This window comes from Brevibacillus sp. AG (assembly GCF_028369215.1).
GTDB classification, from domain to species: Bacteria; Bacillota; Bacilli; order Brevibacillales; family Brevibacillaceae; genus Brevibacillus; species Brevibacillus porteri.
In genome coordinates this window covers 478279-494340 of the sequence record NZ_JAQMYO010000006.1, presented here as the reverse complement: position 1 = coordinate 494340, position 16062 = coordinate 478279, and the positions used below count along the sequence as shown (strand labels likewise).

23 protein-coding genes, 1 tRNA gene and 1 riboswitch are annotated in these 16062 nt (G+C 45.7%); of the genes, 18 read left to right on the top strand and 6 right to left on the bottom strand.

All coding sequences use genetic code 11. From position 1 onward, the window contains the following. Window positions 1–53 precede the first annotated feature (53 nt). Window positions 54–129, bottom strand: a tRNA-Thr gene (locus POF51_RS18735). 176 nt (window positions 130–305) lie between these two features. Beyond that, the gene (locus tag POF51_RS18730) at window positions 306–1175 is read right to left on the bottom strand and encodes a YitT family protein (protein WP_017251143.1); all 870 of its coding nucleotides are present in this window, start codon (window positions 1173–1175) and stop codon (window positions 306–308) included. A gap of 241 nt (window positions 1176–1416) precedes the next feature. Here POF51_RS18730 and POF51_RS18725 point away from each other — a divergent pair, with 241 nt between their 5' ends. Then, complete coding sequence (locus tag POF51_RS18725) at window positions 1417–1713, top strand: Fur family transcriptional regulator (RefSeq protein WP_069848322.1); 297 nt, start codon at window positions 1417–1419, stop codon at window positions 1711–1713. 69 nt (window positions 1714–1782) lie between these two features. Here the strand turns inward: POF51_RS18725 and POF51_RS18720 are convergent, their stop codons facing one another. Then, on the bottom strand, window positions 1783–2625 hold the full coding sequence (locus tag POF51_RS18720) for an aldo/keto reductase (protein ID WP_069848323.1): 843 nt from the start codon (window positions 2623–2625) through the stop codon (window positions 1783–1785). A 173-nt stretch (window positions 2626–2798) separates the two neighbouring features. Between POF51_RS18720 and POF51_RS18715 the strand changes: the two genes are divergently transcribed. Next, a complete protein-coding gene (locus tag POF51_RS18715; RefSeq protein ID WP_017251146.1) occupies window positions 2799–3158 on the top strand; it encodes a winged helix-turn-helix transcriptional regulator in 360 nt (119 codons plus the stop codon). A 75-nt stretch (window positions 3159–3233) separates the two neighbouring features. After that, entirely contained in the window at window positions 3234–4175 is a 942-nt protein-coding gene (locus POF51_RS18710) for an aldo/keto reductase (protein ID WP_069849104.1), read from the top strand. Window positions 4176–4191: 16 nt separating this feature from the next. Here the strand turns inward: POF51_RS18710 and POF51_RS18705 are convergent, their stop codons facing one another. Continuing rightward, window positions 4192–4998, bottom strand: a complete 807-nt coding sequence (locus POF51_RS18705; RefSeq protein ID WP_069849106.1) for a serine hydrolase — start codon at window positions 4996–4998, stop codon at window positions 4192–4194. Between the two features lie 167 nt (window positions 4999–5165). Between POF51_RS18705 and POF51_RS18700 the strand changes: the two genes are divergently transcribed. Then, window positions 5166–6278 carry a GerAB/ArcD/ProY family transporter gene (locus POF51_RS18700; RefSeq protein WP_069848325.1) on the top strand — a complete coding sequence of 371 codons (1113 nt, stop codon included), beginning with the start codon at window positions 5166–5168 and terminating at the stop codon, window positions 6276–6278. Between the two features lie 19 nt (window positions 6279–6297). Here the strand turns inward: POF51_RS18700 and POF51_RS18695 are convergent, their stop codons facing one another. Both POF51_RS18695 and POF51_RS18690 read right to left on the bottom strand, forming a co-directional pair. Then, window positions 6298–6978, bottom strand: coding sequence for a copper homeostasis protein CutC (locus POF51_RS18695; RefSeq protein ID WP_069848327.1), 681 nt, complete (start codon window positions 6976–6978; stop codon window positions 6298–6300). Between the two features lie 18 nt (window positions 6979–6996). Next, complete coding sequence (locus tag POF51_RS18690; RefSeq protein WP_069849108.1) at window positions 6997–8004, bottom strand: asparaginase; 1008 nt, start codon at window positions 8002–8004, stop codon at window positions 6997–6999. A 173-nt stretch (window positions 8005–8177) separates the two neighbouring features. Then, a riboswitch (PreQ1 riboswitch) is annotated at window positions 8178–8221 on the top strand. A gap of 95 nt (window positions 8222–8316) precedes the next feature. On the opposite strand from POF51_RS18690, the gene queC reads away from it, so the two are divergent. From queC to POF51_RS18620, 14 genes are all read left to right on the top strand, one after another. After that, window positions 8317–8985, top strand: a complete 669-nt coding sequence (queC, locus tag POF51_RS18685) for a 7-cyano-7-deazaguanine synthase QueC (RefSeq protein ID WP_017251152.1) — start codon at window positions 8317–8319, stop codon at window positions 8983–8985. Next, window positions 8985–9473 carry a 6-carboxytetrahydropterin synthase QueD gene (queD, locus tag POF51_RS18680; RefSeq protein WP_017251153.1) on the top strand — a complete coding sequence of 163 codons (489 nt, stop codon included), beginning with the start codon at window positions 8985–8987 and terminating at the stop codon, window positions 9471–9473. The genes queC and queD overlap by 1 nt, the downstream gene beginning before the upstream one ends. Then, complete coding sequence (queE, locus tag POF51_RS18675; RefSeq protein WP_069848329.1) at window positions 9470–10189, top strand: 7-carboxy-7-deazaguanine synthase QueE; 720 nt, start codon at window positions 9470–9472, stop codon at window positions 10187–10189. The genes queD and queE overlap by 4 nt, the downstream gene beginning before the upstream one ends. 42 nt (window positions 10190–10231) lie before the next feature. Further along, entirely contained in the window at window positions 10232–10729 is a 498-nt protein-coding gene (queF, locus tag POF51_RS18670) for a preQ(1) synthase (RefSeq protein WP_007729714.1), read from the top strand. 137 nt (window positions 10730–10866) lie between these two features. Beyond that, window positions 10867–11070 (top strand): hypothetical protein, encoded by a 204-nt coding sequence (locus tag POF51_RS18665; protein WP_017251155.1) that lies wholly within the window; start codon window positions 10867–10869, stop codon window positions 11068–11070. Between the two features lie 197 nt (window positions 11071–11267). Then, complete coding sequence (locus POF51_RS18660; RefSeq protein ID WP_017251156.1) at window positions 11268–11705, top strand: hypothetical protein; 438 nt, start codon at window positions 11268–11270, stop codon at window positions 11703–11705. Between the two features lie 180 nt (window positions 11706–11885). Next, the gene (locus tag POF51_RS18655) at window positions 11886–12251 is read left to right on the top strand and encodes an HsmA family protein (protein ID WP_017251157.1); all 366 of its coding nucleotides are present in this window, start codon (window positions 11886–11888) and stop codon (window positions 12249–12251) included. 262 nt (window positions 12252–12513) lie between these two features. Next, on the top strand, window positions 12514–13191 hold the full coding sequence (locus tag POF51_RS18650) for a hypothetical protein (protein ID WP_069848331.1): 678 nt from the start codon (window positions 12514–12516) through the stop codon (window positions 13189–13191). Window positions 13192–13330: 139 nt separating this feature from the next. Beyond that, complete coding sequence (locus POF51_RS18645) at window positions 13331–13687, top strand: group I truncated hemoglobin (RefSeq protein ID WP_069848334.1); 357 nt, start codon at window positions 13331–13333, stop codon at window positions 13685–13687. A gap of 181 nt (window positions 13688–13868) precedes the next feature. Next, window positions 13869–14048, top strand: a complete 180-nt coding sequence (locus tag POF51_RS18640) for a hypothetical protein (protein WP_026043294.1) — start codon at window positions 13869–13871, stop codon at window positions 14046–14048. A gap of 20 nt (window positions 14049–14068) precedes the next feature. Then, window positions 14069–14539, top strand: a complete 471-nt coding sequence (locus POF51_RS18635; protein WP_069848336.1) for a GNAT family N-acetyltransferase — start codon at window positions 14069–14071, stop codon at window positions 14537–14539. A 71-nt stretch (window positions 14540–14610) separates the two neighbouring features. Next, a complete protein-coding gene (locus tag POF51_RS18630; RefSeq protein ID WP_069848338.1) occupies window positions 14611–14898 on the top strand; it encodes a hypothetical protein in 288 nt (95 codons plus the stop codon). A 102-nt stretch (window positions 14899–15000) separates the two neighbouring features. Then, the gene (gene lepB, locus POF51_RS18625) at window positions 15001–15564 is read left to right on the top strand and encodes a signal peptidase I (protein WP_069848341.1); all 564 of its coding nucleotides are present in this window, start codon (window positions 15001–15003) and stop codon (window positions 15562–15564) included. Between the two features lie 148 nt (window positions 15565–15712). Further along, window positions 15713–16051 (top strand): YmaF family protein, encoded by a 339-nt coding sequence (locus POF51_RS18620; protein WP_083261653.1) that lies wholly within the window; start codon window positions 15713–15715, stop codon window positions 16049–16051. Window positions 16052–16062: the final 11 nt, after the last annotated feature.

Genomic DNA, 16062 nt, shown 5'->3' with positions numbered 1-16062 from the left:
GCATTCCGCGCTATCCAGCGCTCTGATTCATTTCCCTACTACAGATTATGTAGTGGTGCCGGCGATAGGACTTGAACCCACAACCCCCTGATTACAAGTCAGGTGCTCTACCAATTGAGCTACACCGGCATTTGTTTGTTTTCGTTGTGTGCGTTTCGTGTGTGTCCCGCTCACGAGATTTAATATAGCACGTATAAATTTTAAATGCAATAGAAAATCTAAAATAATTTCATTCAGAATAAAAATCGAACAAAAAAAGAGCAGTGGAACGACTCCCCCACCGCTCTTTTCTTCTATATATAATATTAACCCGCTCGAAAGCCCTCTCCCAACACTTCCTGAGCAGGGCACAAAATAATGAAGGCATCTGGGTCCACGGAACGCACCATGATTTTCAGCTTACTCACTTCACTTTGGCTAACCACTGCCATGAGCACCTTACGCGCGTCTCCGGTATATCCACCAGCACCATCCAACAAAGTGACGCCACGATCCAAATCATACAAGATGGTTTCTCTCAGCGTATCTGTTTCATTCGAAATGATATAAGCGACCTTGGATGTATTCCAGCCCATCTGAACAATATCAATCGTCTTGCTGGTCACAAACAACGCGATAAGTGCATACAATGCTTTTTCCGGATCGAATACAATCCCCGCAAACAAGATCACTAGTCCATCAAATACAGCTACACATGCACCCAAGCTAAACCCTGAATATTTGTGGAGGATTTGTGATGCAATGGAAAAACCGCCCGTCGATCCTCTCCCCCGAAACACGATACCAATCCCAAGCCCTACCCCGATTCCCCCATAAATACTTGCCAGCAGGAGGTTCGTCGTTAACGGCTGCAGGTGACTGGTCAGCATGACACACAATGGGAGAACAATCGAACCAACCGCCGCCTTCATACTGTATTGCCGATCGAGTAGTTTAAATCCTAATAGAAACAAAGGAATATTCATTGCCCATTGCACGACTGCTGGAGAAAAGCCAAACAAGTTATGCAAAATCGTAGACAGCCCAGAAACGCCTCCAGAAGCAATTTGGTTTGGATTCAGAAACAGATTGAAACTTGTTGCCAATACTAGCGATCCTAGAACCAGCATGCCGTATTCGAGTATTTTTCGCTGCGGACTGTTCATCTGGATTGCGGTTCGTCTTTTTCGTGCCACATGGTTCCACTCCTGACATTATCACGTAAGCAAAATCCGCACATACACTACCATGTTTTGGTCGAAAAGAAAACCCCTATTTCCTCATCCCTCTTATGTAAGATTTACGCATCCCTCAGAAACATGCACGCGCAAGCCAAGAGCTGGATAAGATATGGAAAGAAAAAGTTGACTGCACACAAAATAAAAAGGATAATTATAATATAGTAATTATTATAATATAAGAACGGGGTGACCTGTAATGGATCATCATATTGTCAGTGTCACACAACAAGTAAAGCATCTAGGAAAAAGATTAACCATCCAAAGAAGAGCCGTACTCCTTCTTATGCTTAACAATCGGAAATACTATACAGCCAAAGACGTTTACCATGCTTTGAAGAACGAGATGCCAAACATCACACTCTCAACCGTTTACACCAGCCTGCGCTTTTTCGTGAAAATGGGTATTCTCAAGGAGCATGTTCACCACGACTCCCCCAATCAATTTGAATGTGTGGTAACCATGGACGACATTCAGTTACCAGAAGTCATTTGATTCCTACTCCTTTTCCTCAACGAAAAAACTCCTGAAATCATCAGGAGTTTTTTTGTATGCTGTCAGCTATTAAAAATCAAAGTTATCCGGGTCTGGACCAACTCGGTGATTTTGGTTCAGCGCGTGAATCATTTCCATGTCTTCTTTCGACAGTTCGAAATCAAATACGGATGCATTCTCGACGATTCGATGCTCCTTGGTCGACTTTGGAATGGTCACAACGCCATTTTGCAAATCCCAGCGTATAATGACTTGAGCAATGGACTTCCCGTATTTTTCTGCCATTCCCTTTAGTACTGGATTGTCCAATAGTTGTCCTTGCATCAGCGGAGACCATGCTTCAAATTGAATCCCTTGCTCCTTGCAGTAGGCACGCAGTTCATCTTGGGACAGGCGCGGATGGAATTCCACTTGGTTCACCATCGGCTTAATCTCAGCGTCTTTAAGCAGTTCCTCTAAATGATGAACGTGGAAATTGCTTACCCCGATAGCTTTTACCAACCCTTTTTTGTATAGCGTCTCTAATGCTCTCCATGCTTCTTTGAACTTTCCTTCTACCGGCCAGTGAATGAGGTACAAGTCCAGATATTCCAGCCCGAGTTTTTTCAGGCTCGTCTCATATGCTTCCAACGTGGACTCATACCCCAAATCCGAATTCCATACTTTCGAGGTAACAAAAAGATCTTCTCGCGTGATGCCCGCTTCCTGCAAACCTGCACGGATTCCACGGCCAACACCTTCTTCGTTGTTATAAATAGCGGCTGTGTCGATACTGCGGTATCCGTGCTTGATTGCTGTTTTTACAGCTTGCTCGAGCTCCTGACCTTCCTCTACTTTAAAAACACCTAGACCCACCCAAGGCATTTTTACTCCGTTGTACAGCGTAGTCGTATCTTGCAAATGTTTTGGCATAGCTTGTCTCCTCCATATTTGGCTCTATGTTAGGATGACTGTTTCCAGTCGCCCAGTGTGCTTCATGTCGTTTGACAAGTGTTATTATGAGAGAAACTAACCAAAAGAAAAAGTACGCACTTTTTTGTGTGATAGGCACCAAAAAGTACCTATCATTCAGGAGGAAATCAACTGTGAAGAAGAAGTATAACATATCAGTGGAAGCCACACTCGAAGTCATCGGCGGTAAATGGAAATGTGTTATTTTGTGTCACCTGACTCACGGAAAAAAACGTACAAGTGAGTTGAAAAGACTGATGCCGGGTATTACGCAGAAGATGCTGACGCAGCAACTGAGAGAGCTTGAAGACGATGGCATCATCAACCGGATTATTTACAATCAGGTTCCGCCAAAAGTGGAGTATGAGCTCAGCGAGTACGGCTGGACCTTGAAAAGTATTCTCGATTCGCTCTGCTTATGGGGCGAAAAGCATATCATTAAGGAATACGGCGACAAGTATGCTGTATTGGAAGAAAGTATCTTAAATCAATAATAGAATGGGAGTAGGTGAAGTGGCTTGGGAGCAATCGAAACGCCTGTATTACGTAAATTGGGCAGTTCAGACCTGATGCTTTCTCCTCTAGGCCTCGGCTGCTGGCAGTTCAGCAATGGACAGGGAATGGTGGGGAAGTTTTGGCCTGTCATTGGACCTCACGATGTTTTACAAATTGTGCAGACGAGTTTGCGTGGGGGCATAAACTGGTTTGATACTGCGGAAGTATACGGCAAAGGTCAATCAGAACAGATGCTGGCAAAAGCCTTAAACGACGCCGGGCCACTAGCGGATTCCGCTCATATTGCAACGAAATGGTGGCCTGTCCTGCGCACCGCTAAAAGTATCGGGAATACAATCGACGAACGCATTCGTTTGCTCGATAACCGCACCATCCATTTGCATCAAGTCCACCAGCCGTACTCCTTATCTTCTGTTGCAAGCGAAATGAATGAAATGGCCAAGCTCGTCAAGCAAGGCAAGATTCAGAACGTGGGCGTCAGTAACTTTTCTGCCAGGAGTATGCGAGAAGCCGATCGCGTATTGCGCGAGCACGGTCTGCGTCTTATCTCCAATCAAGTGAAATACAGCCTGCTGGACAGAAGGATCGAACAAAACGAGATCCTGGATACGGCAAAAGAGTTGGGCATTGCGATTATCGCCTATTCTCCGCTTGAGCAAGGGATTCTAAGCGGCAAATTTCATAAGAATCCAGCCCTTGTCCAGTCCATTACAGGTCCCCGAAAATGGACATCCACCTTTCGTTCTGCCGGGCTAAAAAAGTCTCAGCCCCTCATCACGGTCCTCGAGGAGCTGGCACACAGATACGATGCATCCGCTACACAAATCGCCTTGAACTGGTTGATTCACGCTCATGATGAAACGGTCTTTGCGATTCCAGGCGCTTCCAAAGTCCATCATGCGGAGGAAAATGTCAAGGCCATGCGGTTTTCTTTGACATCGTCTGAATTGCAAGAGATCGATGCAGCCTCCAAGCACGTTTTAGCTATCAACTAATGAAAAAGCTGCCGATCTAATCAACAGCCAAAATGGCGTAATCATACACAGCTCTTCCCAGTAATCCTAGTGTGTTCAGAGCGGATTGAGCGGTTACATCTTTGGATAAGGCCGTAATGGAAAAGCAGCGATTGTTCGTATACAGCAAGCCTACATCATGCTGTCTGCCGGTATCCCAACCCGATTTACACGGCAGTTCCCATGCAGGATAATTGGATTCTTCCTCATTTGGCAATTGGGACGGCAGACCATTACGGACTTGCTGCTTTTTCATAATGGCGATCATCTCTTTACAGGCATGCTCAGACAAATAACTGCCCGTTGCCATTTGACCTAGCATACTCGCAACATCCCCAGCCGTTATCTTATTGTTTTCTGTGATGTCGAGTGGATAAATCATCAGCTTGCGTGAATAACAGCTTTGGCGCATTCCCAGATCGATCATAGTCTGGTCGATCTTCGCTTTTCCTACCAAATCAATCAGCATATTTGTCGCCGTATTGTCGCTCTGAATAATCATGAGGGTCACCAAGTCGCGAATCGTAAGCTTTAAGCCTGGAGATAGCGCGTACAAAATCCCCGATCCCCCAACCAAATCCTCTTGGCGTAGAACAAGCGGATCATCCAATCGAAAATGCCCTTGCTCACTTGCCGCGAAAACGGCTGCCATGATCGGCACTTTGATCACACTCTCCGCAATAAACCGCTCGTCCGGTACATGCTCAAAACGGGTCCCTTTAGCTGAGCCTTGTTCCTCCACAACGACGCCCCAAGTCCCCTCCGCTTGTCCGATAATGGCCGACAACCTTTTTTCCAGCTCCACAGCTTTTCTTCCCTTCTCCTGTTGGCTTATCGTTTCTTGCCGCTTTCCTTTTATCATACTATTCGGAAAACACTTCAGACAAGAGACTACACCTGCTTACGTTTCGTTTATCCATCCTGAACTTGGAAATAATACGTAAGATAAACCTATGGACAAGGTGAGACTTCATGCAGAACTCCGATAAGATTGGCAGCCGTCAATTTGTCATCCTCGTAACATTCATCACCATAGGAGATTCCATCCTGATTTTACCTTCCGTACCTGCGACTGAAGCAAGTCACGATGGATGGCTATCAGGATTGATCGGCATGGTACTGGGGCTAGCCATCGTATACTTGTTTTGTGTAGTCGGTCGCATCTACCCCGAACAAACGCTGATTGAAAAGAGCAAGCTCATATTTGGGCGTTGGCTCGGCACGTTCTTTTCTCTCTTCTTTTTGGGAGCTATTTTAATCAACGGCGCTGTCTATATACGGACGATTGGGGAATTCATGACCACGCACATCATGAAAGCAACACCCATCCATGCTGTCATGTTTCTATTCGTTGCCTGCGCCATATACGCTGTTCGATTAGGCCTTGAAGCTTTTGCACGGACCAGCGAAATTTTTTTCCTCTGGTTTGTCCTTACGTTCGTTATGTTTTTACTTTTGTTAAGCCCTCAGTTCCAATTCGAGAACCTTTTCCCCTTCATGGAAAATGGCATAAAGCCCGTCATAAGAGGAGTATTTGCAGTCACGGCTTTTCCCTTCTCGGAGCTGGTTATTTTTCTCATGATCACTCCGCTCCTCGATGCAAAACAAAAGCTCACGTCTGCTTTTTTGCGCGGAGCCATTTACGGTAGTATTTGTCTACTTGCCGTCATCTTCTCATCGCTTTTGGTGCTCGGCCCGGAATTAGTTTCCCGTGAGACCTTTCCGAGCTACTCCCTCGCCAAACGAGTCCATGTAGGAGAGTTCTTTCAAAGGCAGGAAGCAATGATGGCTCTCATGTGGTTTGTCTCCATTTATTTCAAAGTCGTACTGTATATGTATGGTTTCTGCGTGGGTATAAAGCAGCTTCTCCATTTAAAGGAGCATCAGTCGCTCACCATGCCCATTTGTATCTTATTTGTCGCCATCGCGATTATCATCGTTCCAAACGGAGCTTTTTTATACGAAACGTATACGTACTGGCCATTCTTTGATTTAACAAAAGGGTTCCTGTATCCGCTGATTCTCATCGTCGGTTATTGGATACGGAAGCAAATAAAAAACAAGCCGGCATCCCTCCAGAAATAAGATGTCGGCTTGTTTTTGCTTATAGTAGTTGTTTGATGGCTGCCACTCGCTCTGCATCGACGTATCGGAGAGCCTGTCCTTCTTCTCGTACTGCCGATCCAAAATGAACCTCTTTGACACCCGTACGTTTCACGAGGTCTCCCACGTTAGCCAGCGACAATCCGCTTCCTGCCAAAATCGTGAGCTGTGTGTTCTCCGTCAGCTTGACGAGCTGCTCGATGCAATCAGCTCCCTCTATGGCCGTTTTTTTACCGCCAGAAGTAAGAATGGTACGAACTTGGGGATATTCCATGAGAATACGCGCTGCTTCGATTTGATCTACAGCATCATCAAAAGCACGGTGGAACGTCACATTCAAAGTACCTGACTCTCCAAGTAACAGCTCCACTCCCCGCTGATCGAGCGTATTTTCTGGTGTCAGCATGCCAAATACGACACCTGCTGCCCCAAGCTCACGGATGATACGTACATCCTGTCGCATGACCGCAAGTTCTTCTGCTGTATAGCAAAACGATTGGCTATGCGGTCGCACCATGACGTTTACCGGGATGGAAACCGCCCTGACCACTGCCTCAATCAATCCCCAGCTCGGAGTAATGCCTCCCTCCAAAATTCCCGAGATGAGCTCCAGCCTGTCAGCTCCGCCCTGCTCCGCACGTTTTGCATCCTCAACTGAAGTCGCAATCACTTCCACTAGCATGATACTTCGCCTCCGTTATTAGCATTTGTTCAAAACAAAAACTGGTCGTTTCTCTCCTACCACCAACTGATTGTCGTTTTTAATGGCTTTTGGCGCCAGCGCATGCAGTCGGTCGATGGTTTCCTGATTCTCATACTGAATCTGCTCCAAGATCGATGCAATAATAAGCGGCCATACTAATTCAGAGCCATTCAGTACCTTAAGCGAGAAGCTGAGTCTCTCTTTTTTCAAAGCAAAGCCGTATACGCCCATCGCTCCGCCTTTGGCGATTATATTTTCATCCATTAAAAGCGCTGTACAGATGAAGTTGTGACTGGCAATGATCTCGGGACTGCTCGTCATCCATCCTGTCACTCTCCCTACAGCCTCACGCGTCGAGTGATCCTCGATCAGATCCGGGCACGCGAGCTTTAGATATGCGATTGCCAGGTGCTTGAGCGGCAGCGCAAAAACCGGGAAGCCACAGCCGTCGACGCTTAGCTGAACCTGCTCCTTTGGATAGTCAGCCAGGTTGGCAAACACCTCTAATGCCTCCTGTTGCGCTGGATGCTCTGCCTTGTAGTAATCATGAGTGGAATATCCTTGATCCTTTGACAACGCCAAGTACCCCAAATGCTTTCCTGCACAATTATGAAAGAGCCTGCGTTTTTCTATGCCTTGGGACAAGCAAGCAAACTTCGGCTCCTCGTTTAGCGGATAAGTCGGGCAAGTGAGCAATTCGTCTTCCTGAATGCCGGTCTTTCGTAAAATCGACTCCAAGCCTTCCATATGATAGACTTCACCACGATGTGAGGCCGCAAAGAGTGCTGCTTCGCTGCTGTTCAGTCCGAATTTTTCATCAATTTTACGTTTAGCGATGGGAATGGCTTGAAAGGGCTTCGCTGCGGAGCGCAATAAGGTGATATGGTTCTCATCGCCTGCCCGATAAGCCACCTCTCCTTTTTCATTCACGCCGCACACGATGCCGTTATGTACGTTCTCCAGAATGCCGCCGCGATATTCTTCCACGAAAGGGACATCTCTCATCAAAATCACCCGCTCCACTCCAAGTTGATCGATTATGAAAAAAACACTAGCAGTAGCACCCTCCATCCGTCAATCTTTTTCCAAGCGATAATCCCCCCACTTCGGCGCAGATTGTTGTATAATGTCTCAAGGTGCCCATTTGGGTTCCACAAATAAGAAATCCGTGCATCAGCACGGGAGAGGTTCGCGAACTCCCTCTATAAAAAACTAAGCCGGATAACAGTACCTTTCTTTGGTATTGTTTTTGTTTTTTTTGATGGAAAGTTCAAGAACTCTCTTTCTTCCAATTCAATTAAGAGGAGATGGAGAGCAATGAAAAAGGAAAAAGCCGTTGTCGTCTTTAGCGGAGGCCAGGACAGCACTACCTGCCTGTTTTGGGCGAAAGAGCAATTCGGCGAAGTAGAAACCCTCACGTTTGATTACGGGCAGCGACACAAGCTGGAGATCGAGTGCGCCCAGCAAATTGCCGCAGAACTCGGCGTCAAAAACTCCGTATTGGACATGAGCCTGTTAAACCAGCTCGCGCCCAATGCACTCACCCGCACAGATATTGACATTACCCAGGAAGAAGGCCAATTGCCATCCACGTTCGTCGACGGACGCAACCTATTGTTCCTTTCCTTTGCGGGCGTTTTCGCCAAGCAACGAGGAGCACGTCACTTGGTTACCGGTGTATGCGAAACGGATTTTAGCGGTTATCCCGACTGCCGTGACGCCTTTATCAAATCACTGAATGTGACGTTGAATTTGTCGATGGACTATCCGTTTGTGATTCACACGCCGCTCATGTGGCTGAACAAAGCACAAACGTGGAAGCTGGCGGACGATCTGGGTGCCTTCACCTATATTCGCGAAAATACCCTCACCTGCTATAACGGCATCAAAGGAGACGGCTGTGGCGAATGCCCTGCCTGCCACCTGCGAAAAGCCGGACTGGACACTTATCTTTCCGAGAAAAATCAACCTGGAGAACAAGCCTGATGAGCGCGAACTTTGATTTTCGTATTGTCGATCGCATGCAGGCACTGGGTACTCATATTCAAAAATCACAGCTTCGCTACCATAACAAACGCGTTTTGGTAAGCAAGGAATTTACTTTTGACGCTGCACATCATCTACACGCCTATGAAGGAAAGTGCAAAAATCTCCACGGCCATACGTACACGGTCGTCTTCGGCATCAGCGGCTTTCCGGACGAGATCGGACTCGTGATCGATTTCGGTGACATCAAGCAAATCTGGAAAGAGCACATCGAAATTTATTTGGATCATCGTTATCTGAATGAAATGCTCCCTCCAATGAATACCACCGCCGAAAACATGGTCGTGTGGATTTTCGAAGAGATGGAAAAGCAATTGCAGTCAGATGCCTACCGCGACCACTACAACGACGCTCGGGTGGAGTTCGTTCGCCTATTCGAGACACCGACCAGCTATGCAGAGGTAAGACGGGAGTGGATGATGGAATGATCCCGGTCTTGGAAATATTCGGCCCTACAATTCAGGGCGAAGGAATGGTTATCGGACAAAAAACGATGTTTGTGCGAACAGCTGGCTGTGACTATCGTTGTAGCTGGTGCGACTCCGCTTTTACCTGGGATGGATCTGCCCGTGATGAAATCCAGCAAATGTCTCCCGAGGCGATCTGGGAGGAGCTCACTCGCTTGGGCGGGGACCGTTTTTCCCATGTCACGATCTCCGGGGGAAATCCTGCGCTTTTGACTGGCATCGGCGACTTACTCGCCCTGTTGAAGGAGCATGGCATTCGCACAGCAATCGAAACACAAGGCAGCAAGTGGCAAGCATGGCTTCCACTGATTGACGACATTACGATTTCACCGAAGCCTCCTAGCTCCGGGATGGAAACAGATTTTCAAGCGCTTGATCGAATTGTACACGAGCTTTTGGAACAAAAACATCCAGGACTTAGCCTGAAAGTGGTTGTTTTCGACGACGCCGACTTTGCCTATGCACGCACCATTCATCAGCGTTTTCCAGAGGTACCTTTCTACTTGCAGCCAGGAAACAGTGATCTGACGGACGCTGATACGCCTCGGCTTCGGGATAAGCTTTTGGAGAGCTTTGAATGGCTAATCGATCATGCGATGGCGACACCTGACATGAATGACGCAAAGGTTCTACCCCAACTACATGCGCTTGTCTGGGGCAATAAACGAGGCGTTTAAACGATATTTTACTCACATGGAAGAAAAGAGGACTGTACTCATATGGCACATCAACAAGAACGCGATTTATCCTCCCTCACTCTTTTGGGGAATCAAGGCACAACGTACAACTACTCCTATGACCCGAGCGTATTGGAGTCTTTTGACAACAAGCATCCGTACCGTGATTATTTCGTAAAATTCAACTGCCCGGAATTCACGAGCCTGTGCCCGATTACCGGTCAACCAGACTTTGCGACGATCTATATCAGCTACATTCCTGACATCAAAATGGTAGAGAGCAAATCGCTCAAGCTGTACTTGTTCAGCTTCCGCAATCACGGCGATTTCCACGAGGATTGCGTCAACGTCATCATGAACGATTTGATCAAGCTGATGGACCCGCGCTACATCGAGGTATGGGGCAAGTTCACTCCGCGCGGCGGTATCTCGATCGATCCGTATTGCAACTACGGGAAACCGGGGACAAAGTACGAGGAGATGGCGAGTCATCGGATGATGAATCATGATATGTATCCGGAAAAAGTGGATAATCGGTAGAGCCAACAGGTTATGAAAAAGGAAAAACCCTTATTGTAAATAAGGGTTTTTCCTTTTTCAATTGGAAACCAGGCTCGCGATTGTTGGTGTGACTCTACTCCTTCTGCTACGGTTTACTGCGGAAGGAGGTGATTACTATGACCAAGCATCTGTATTTTTACGCAAGTTTCGAAGATGCAGCGCGACTCAATCGGGAGTTGATTCAGCTGGGCTACAGGAATTACTATCTGGAGCCGCACGAACACCTAGTTGCTTTTGTTTTCGAGCCCGTTACCGAGGTGAGTCACGCCATCTTGAGACACTTGTTTGATGCAGATGATCTGTCACACTTAGAAAACTAACGCTGCAGGGCTGGTGCTCCTCAAAGGGGCATCAGTTCCTATTCCTTGGTTGCTGCTGTTTTCAGCTTTGATGGGCTGCCTAAGTACTCCTTTAAAAGGGGTGCTTTTTAGATATTATTTCCCACCTGAAAATATTGCTAATTTTTGGGTGTAAAGGTAATGTATTGTTAAATATAAATAAATTGGAGGTTATGACTTTGAAAAAATTTATCCAATCCACACTTCTCGCATTTTCTGCAATGCTTGTTATTCCGACAAGCGCAATAGCTAGTAGTACCCAACCTCAGTCTACAGAGGCGATTGCTCCTGTTTCGAAAACCACAGAAGTTTTGCGTTACACTAAATTAGAGAGTAGAAGCTCACTTGACTCTAAATGGTTCGATATTCAGTCACCTGGAAAGATTACTGTTCATGTAACGCAGAAAGGCAGGCTTTCCTCCATTAAACCCAACTTGACCTATCGAATCTTGAGTGCAGATGGTTCTAGTCGTCCATTAGGTACTGGACGTTTTGAGGGTAGCGGATCCTTTACTTTTACAAGCACCAAAGAATTACCTGTAGGAAAATACTATATATTGGTATCGAACACTGGAATCGGGAGAGCAGTTGGAACCGTGTCGGTGACAATTCCTTAAATGTTTGGATTATTTATGGAGGCTTTCGCATATGAAAGCCTCTTTTCTCTACGCAACGAGTTGCTAACGGATACTTACTCTAGACACGTAACCACGTAACGATTGTGTTCATCTCTCGTTCATATTCAACGATTACACTTACAAGCGTAGTCAAAAGAAATGAACAGGAGATGATCTTACGTGTTAGCAGCAGCGGTGATTTTTATAAATCTTGCTCTCATTGCCTATACGATTGGAGTATGGGGCGAAAAACGTTCTGGAGAGCTAAAGTCGAAACACCTTATCTTTTTTGGTTTGGGTTTAGTATTCGACACGATTGGAACAACGTTTATGAAATTGCTCGCAGACGGTTCCAGCTTGAATTTGCATGGCATTACCGGGTTGATCGCTTTGATCTTGATGTTTTTCCATACAGTGTGGGCCTGTGTCGTTCTATGGAAAAAGAAAGAACATCAAATCAAGCAATTCCATAAATTTAGCCTAATCGTATGGATTCTATGGCTTGTACCTTATTCCATTGGAGTAGCTTTAAGCTTTATGAAATAGGACTACTCTCCATTTCGCTCCGCATGCGAACAATCTACCCTTCCCTCAACCCTCTCAACTGATGAGAGGGTCATTTGCTTTTCTCTCGGCTGTTCAACATATCGTCAACTTTGCCTAGCATTCGACAATATCTCCTACAGTAATGAGAATGACAATAGTATAGAATGGAATAAATTGATATTTTTAGTAATATACAACAATTGATTACTACTCGATGAACGTTTTCTAAACAACATTCACCATTTCAGAAAGGTTGATGCTCATGTTTAAAAAAGCACTTATTATCCTGTCATTAAGTTCAGTCGTCGTAGTACCCTCTCTAGCCACACAAGTCCAAGGGGCAGCGCTCCCTACACAGGAAAAGGCAACCACCTACGCTTCCAATAAAAAAATCAGAAACGCCACATATGGGGAAGAAATCTGGGTGTCGCTTACCTCCCCTATTCCAGCCGGATGGGTTATCGTTAGAAGTTTAGGAACGCAGAACCTGATCAGAAATGTGAACGGTGCTTCTTATGGCGCGGAGGTAGAGGTGCTGCTAGCTTCCCCTATCCCAAACGGATGGGTCATGGTTCGAGCCTTTAGAGGATCGAATGTAATCAAGAATATGAACGGTGCTTCTTATGGTACGGAGATAGAGGTAATGCTCGCCTCGCCTATTCCAATCGGATGGGTCATGGTTCGAGCCTTTGGAGGATCGAATGTAATCAGAAATGTTGATAATGCTTCGTACGGCACGGAGGTAGAAGTGATGCTCGCTTCGCCTATCCCAAAAGGATGGATCATGGTTCGAACCTATGGAGGATCGAATGTGATCAGAAATGTCAATGGTGCTCCTAACGGAACACAGATTGAGGTACTGCAAGCCTCACCTGTTCCTGAAGGATGGATCATTATCAGTTCAGGTGGAAATTCGAAAGTGATCAGGAAAGTTGGCTAAAACAAAGCGCACATGACATACATCTAGTCCGCAGACTGACGTCGAAATGCAATCGGCATCAGCTTGCGGGCTTTTCTTTAATAAGTTTCCATCAATCGTGGAATATATAAGGGAAGCAAATTTCCTAAGGAGGCCAATGATGAGCACGTTTTACGAGAAATATGGTGGGGAAGATACGGTCGCAAAAGTAGTGGACTACTTTTATGATTTAGTTTTAGCCGATGACACCGTGAACCACTTTTTCAAAAACACCGATATGGAAAAACAGCGTAGACACCAAACAAAGTTCATCAGCTATGCCCTCGGTGGTCCAAATCAATACACAGGACACTCCATGGCAAAGGTTCACGAAGGGATGAATCTGCAACCCATTCATTTTGATGCCATCGTTAGGCATTTGCGTGATGCCCTGACTCACTTTGGTGTCAGCGAAGAAGATATTTCCGATGCTCTGAGCAAAGTAGAGTCACTACGGGATGACATATTGTATAAATAACCGCGTAACAAAACAGACTGACACCTCGACCAAGTGGATTACGTTCCTCTCAGTGGCCCTTCGCTTTCGATTGGCCATTTTTAGTTTGTTCATACACATTTTGTAAAACTCTTAGCAACTCTATTTTCTTCATTACGTATATGATAGGAGCAACCTATCAACAATGGAGGCAGATTCGAAAATGGAAGATCAATATTTTGTTGGCTGGGGTACATTGGCCCTCATCAACGCTGGACTAGCTCAAGGAAAAAATCGTAGCGGCCTTAATTGGTTTTTTCTCTCTTTACTCCTCGGCCCTATCGCAACGCTAATCATTGTAGTCTGGGAAAAATTGCCCGAACAGAAAGACTTGTCACAGTGAGCATGAAGGAGGCACGCATGATGCAAATCCGAAATGTACAAGAGCAAGACTATCTTAAAGTTATTTCGGTCCTCAACGACTGGTGGGGTGGGCGACAAATGTCTGATATGTTACCCAAGCTGTTTTTTGTCCATTTCCAGTCAACGAGCTTTATTGTTGAAGAGAATGGAGAAGTCATCGCTTTCCTCATCGGCTTCTTGTCCCAGACGTTCCCTGGAGAAGCTTACATTCACTTCGTTGGGGTACATCCGGACAAACGAAAGGATGGATGGGGCCGCGAATTATACCACCATTTCTTTCAAACCATAAAACAAAAAGGATGCGATACGATTCGATGCATTACCTCTCCTGTTAATAAAGGATCAATCTCCTTCCACACCAACTTAGGTTTTACGGTTGAAAAAGGAGATAAAATGGTGGATGGAATCGTTGTGACTTCTAATTATGATGGAAATGGAAACGACCGGGTTTCGTTTGTTAAAAAGATTTAATCTGATTGAAACGTTTTATCCTTTTAAACGTAATTACAGTTAAATTCCCCTAAAAATAGCAGGTGGTTCTCATGCTTAAGGCACTTGGTTTTGGAGCTGCTTTGCAGATCCTCTGTATGATCATAGCAATAAAGACGGGGAACATCGATCAAGCTGGCAATTATGCGGAGTACCTTGCATTCGGTCTCCTTACACTAGCTGGATTAATGGTTTATAACGCCCTTAGCGCCCCCTCAGCCTATTACAAAGAACATGAAGTGCAAGATTATAAAAGCAGATGGAAATGGACTTTTTATTTCCTGCTCGCCTCTGTCCCCAGTGGCATTTTTGCTGTCATCTTTTTCAGCTTTTTTGCTTAATTCATTTTGCTTCCCAAGCTTCTCTTTTCATTTACGTAACCAAAAAGCACCACTTCACGTACTAATCAATAGCCACACCAAAGTAATCTGTCATGTGGAAGGATGCGGTCTGATTTGAAAAGCGTAAAAGATATATGGGGCTGGACCAAAACGTTGGGCATCTCCCTTTCACTCGCGATTCTGGTTAACATATTTGTTCTCCAACCTTTTAAAGTGAATGGACAATCGATGGTGCCCACTTTGCAAAACGACGAACGCATCTATGTGTCGAAATTGTCCCACACATTCTCTTATCTCCCTGAGTACAACGATATTGTCGTGATCGACAGCCGTGTAGACCGAGATCGTACGTTACAAGATGACATCCTTGAAAATCCTCTCCTCATGCTCGCCATGGGGAAAAGCGATGCCAAAACATTCTGGGTAAAACGAGTCATTGGCAAACCCGGCGATACTTTGGAGTTTAAGAACGAGAGCCTGTATCGGAATGGTCAGTCGTTAAATGAGCCGTACATAAAAGAAAAGATGGTCAACGTACCTGATGCCAAAATCGTCATACCGGAAAACCATGTGTTTGTGATGGGAGATAATCGCAACAATAGCGATGATAGTAGAGTCATTGGCGTGATTCCATTCGATCATATCATGGGGAAAAAACTGTTTTAATCAGACGAGAGCCTTTTCCACTGAGGAAGGCTCTTTTGCTTTTAGTGTTCTCATTTGCAAGTTATTGAACGCATAGACGAATGTCCGTTTCGAAACGCCTGACAAACGCATTTACTAGTGATAAATGCATGCAAAGGGGCGTTTCTTGATGAGCTCTCAGCACTCTCATTCATTACGCTTTATTCGATTTGCCGATCGGCCCGGGCATTTTCATGGCTATGACACACTGACAAGCATTTCGGGTCGTCATCGTCACCGAATACGTGGCAGAACGTCATCCCCAGAAGGAATGAGAGATCGGCATGTCCATTATTACGAAGGAACCACTACGTTTAATGATGGACATGTACATCACTACAGGGGATGGACGGGTCCGCCTATTCCGCTGCCGGACGGAAGTCATTACCACGAGTTTTCAGGGCAAACCACTTATGATGACGGGCACACCCATTACTACCGGGGTGTAACCAGCGAGGCCCTCTCTTAAACGAAAAAGGC

Bases quoted from the DNA above. Each gene is read 5' to 3' on its own strand.
- POF51_RS18630 (WP_069848338.1), top strand. From the start codon at position 14,611: ATGCTTAAGGCACTTGGTTTTGGAGCTGCTTTGCAGATCCTCTGTATG.
- POF51_RS18650 (WP_069848331.1), top strand. From the start codon at position 12,514: ATGTTTAAAAAAGCACTTATTATCCTGTCATTAAGTTCAGTCGTCGTA.
- POF51_RS18665 (WP_017251155.1), top strand. From the start codon at position 10,867: ATGACCAAGCATCTGTATTTTTACGCAAGTTTCGAAGATGCAGCGCGA.
- queD (WP_017251153.1), top strand. From the start codon at position 8,985: ATGAGCGCGAACTTTGATTTTCGTATTGTCGATCGCATGCAGGCACTG.
- POF51_RS18700 (WP_069848325.1), top strand. From the start codon at position 5,166: ATGCAGAACTCCGATAAGATTGGCAGCCGTCAATTTGTCATCCTCGTA.
- POF51_RS18695 (WP_069848327.1), bottom strand. From the start codon at position 6,978: ATGCTAGTGGAAGTGATTGCGACTTCAGTTGAGGATGCAAAACGTGCG.
- POF51_RS18710 (WP_069849104.1), top strand. From the start codon at position 3,234: ATGCTTTCTCCTCTAGGCCTCGGCTGCTGGCAGTTCAGCAATGGACAG.
- queE (WP_069848329.1), top strand. From the start codon at position 9,470: ATGATCCCGGTCTTGGAAATATTCGGCCCTACAATTCAGGGCGAAGGA.
- POF51_RS18645 (WP_069848334.1), top strand. From the start codon at position 13,331: ATGAGCACGTTTTACGAGAAATATGGTGGGGAAGATACGGTCGCAAAA.
- POF51_RS18720 (WP_069848323.1), bottom strand. From the start codon at position 2,625: ATGCCAAAACATTTGCAAGATACGACTACGCTGTACAACGGAGTAAAA.
- POF51_RS18640 (WP_026043294.1), top strand. From the start codon at position 13,869: ATGGAAGATCAATATTTTGTTGGCTGGGGTACATTGGCCCTCATCAAC.
- queC (WP_017251152.1), top strand. From the start codon at position 8,317: ATGAAAAAGGAAAAAGCCGTTGTCGTCTTTAGCGGAGGCCAGGACAGC.
- POF51_RS18620 (WP_083261653.1), top strand. From the start codon at position 15,713: ATGAGCTCTCAGCACTCTCATTCATTACGCTTTATTCGATTTGCCGAT.
- POF51_RS18635 (WP_069848336.1), top strand. From the start codon at position 14,069: ATGCAAATCCGAAATGTACAAGAGCAAGACTATCTTAAAGTTATTTCG.
- lepB (WP_069848341.1), top strand. From the start codon at position 15,001: ATGCGGTCTGATTTGAAAAGCGTAAAAGATATATGGGGCTGGACCAAA.
- POF51_RS18690 (WP_069849108.1), bottom strand. From the start codon at position 8,004: ATGAGAGATGTCCCTTTCGTGGAAGAATATCGCGGCGGCATTCTGGAG.
- POF51_RS18725 (WP_069848322.1), top strand. From the start codon at position 1,417: ATGGATCATCATATTGTCAGTGTCACACAACAAGTAAAGCATCTAGGA.
- queF (WP_007729714.1), top strand. From the start codon at position 10,232: ATGGCACATCAACAAGAACGCGATTTATCCTCCCTCACTCTTTTGGGG.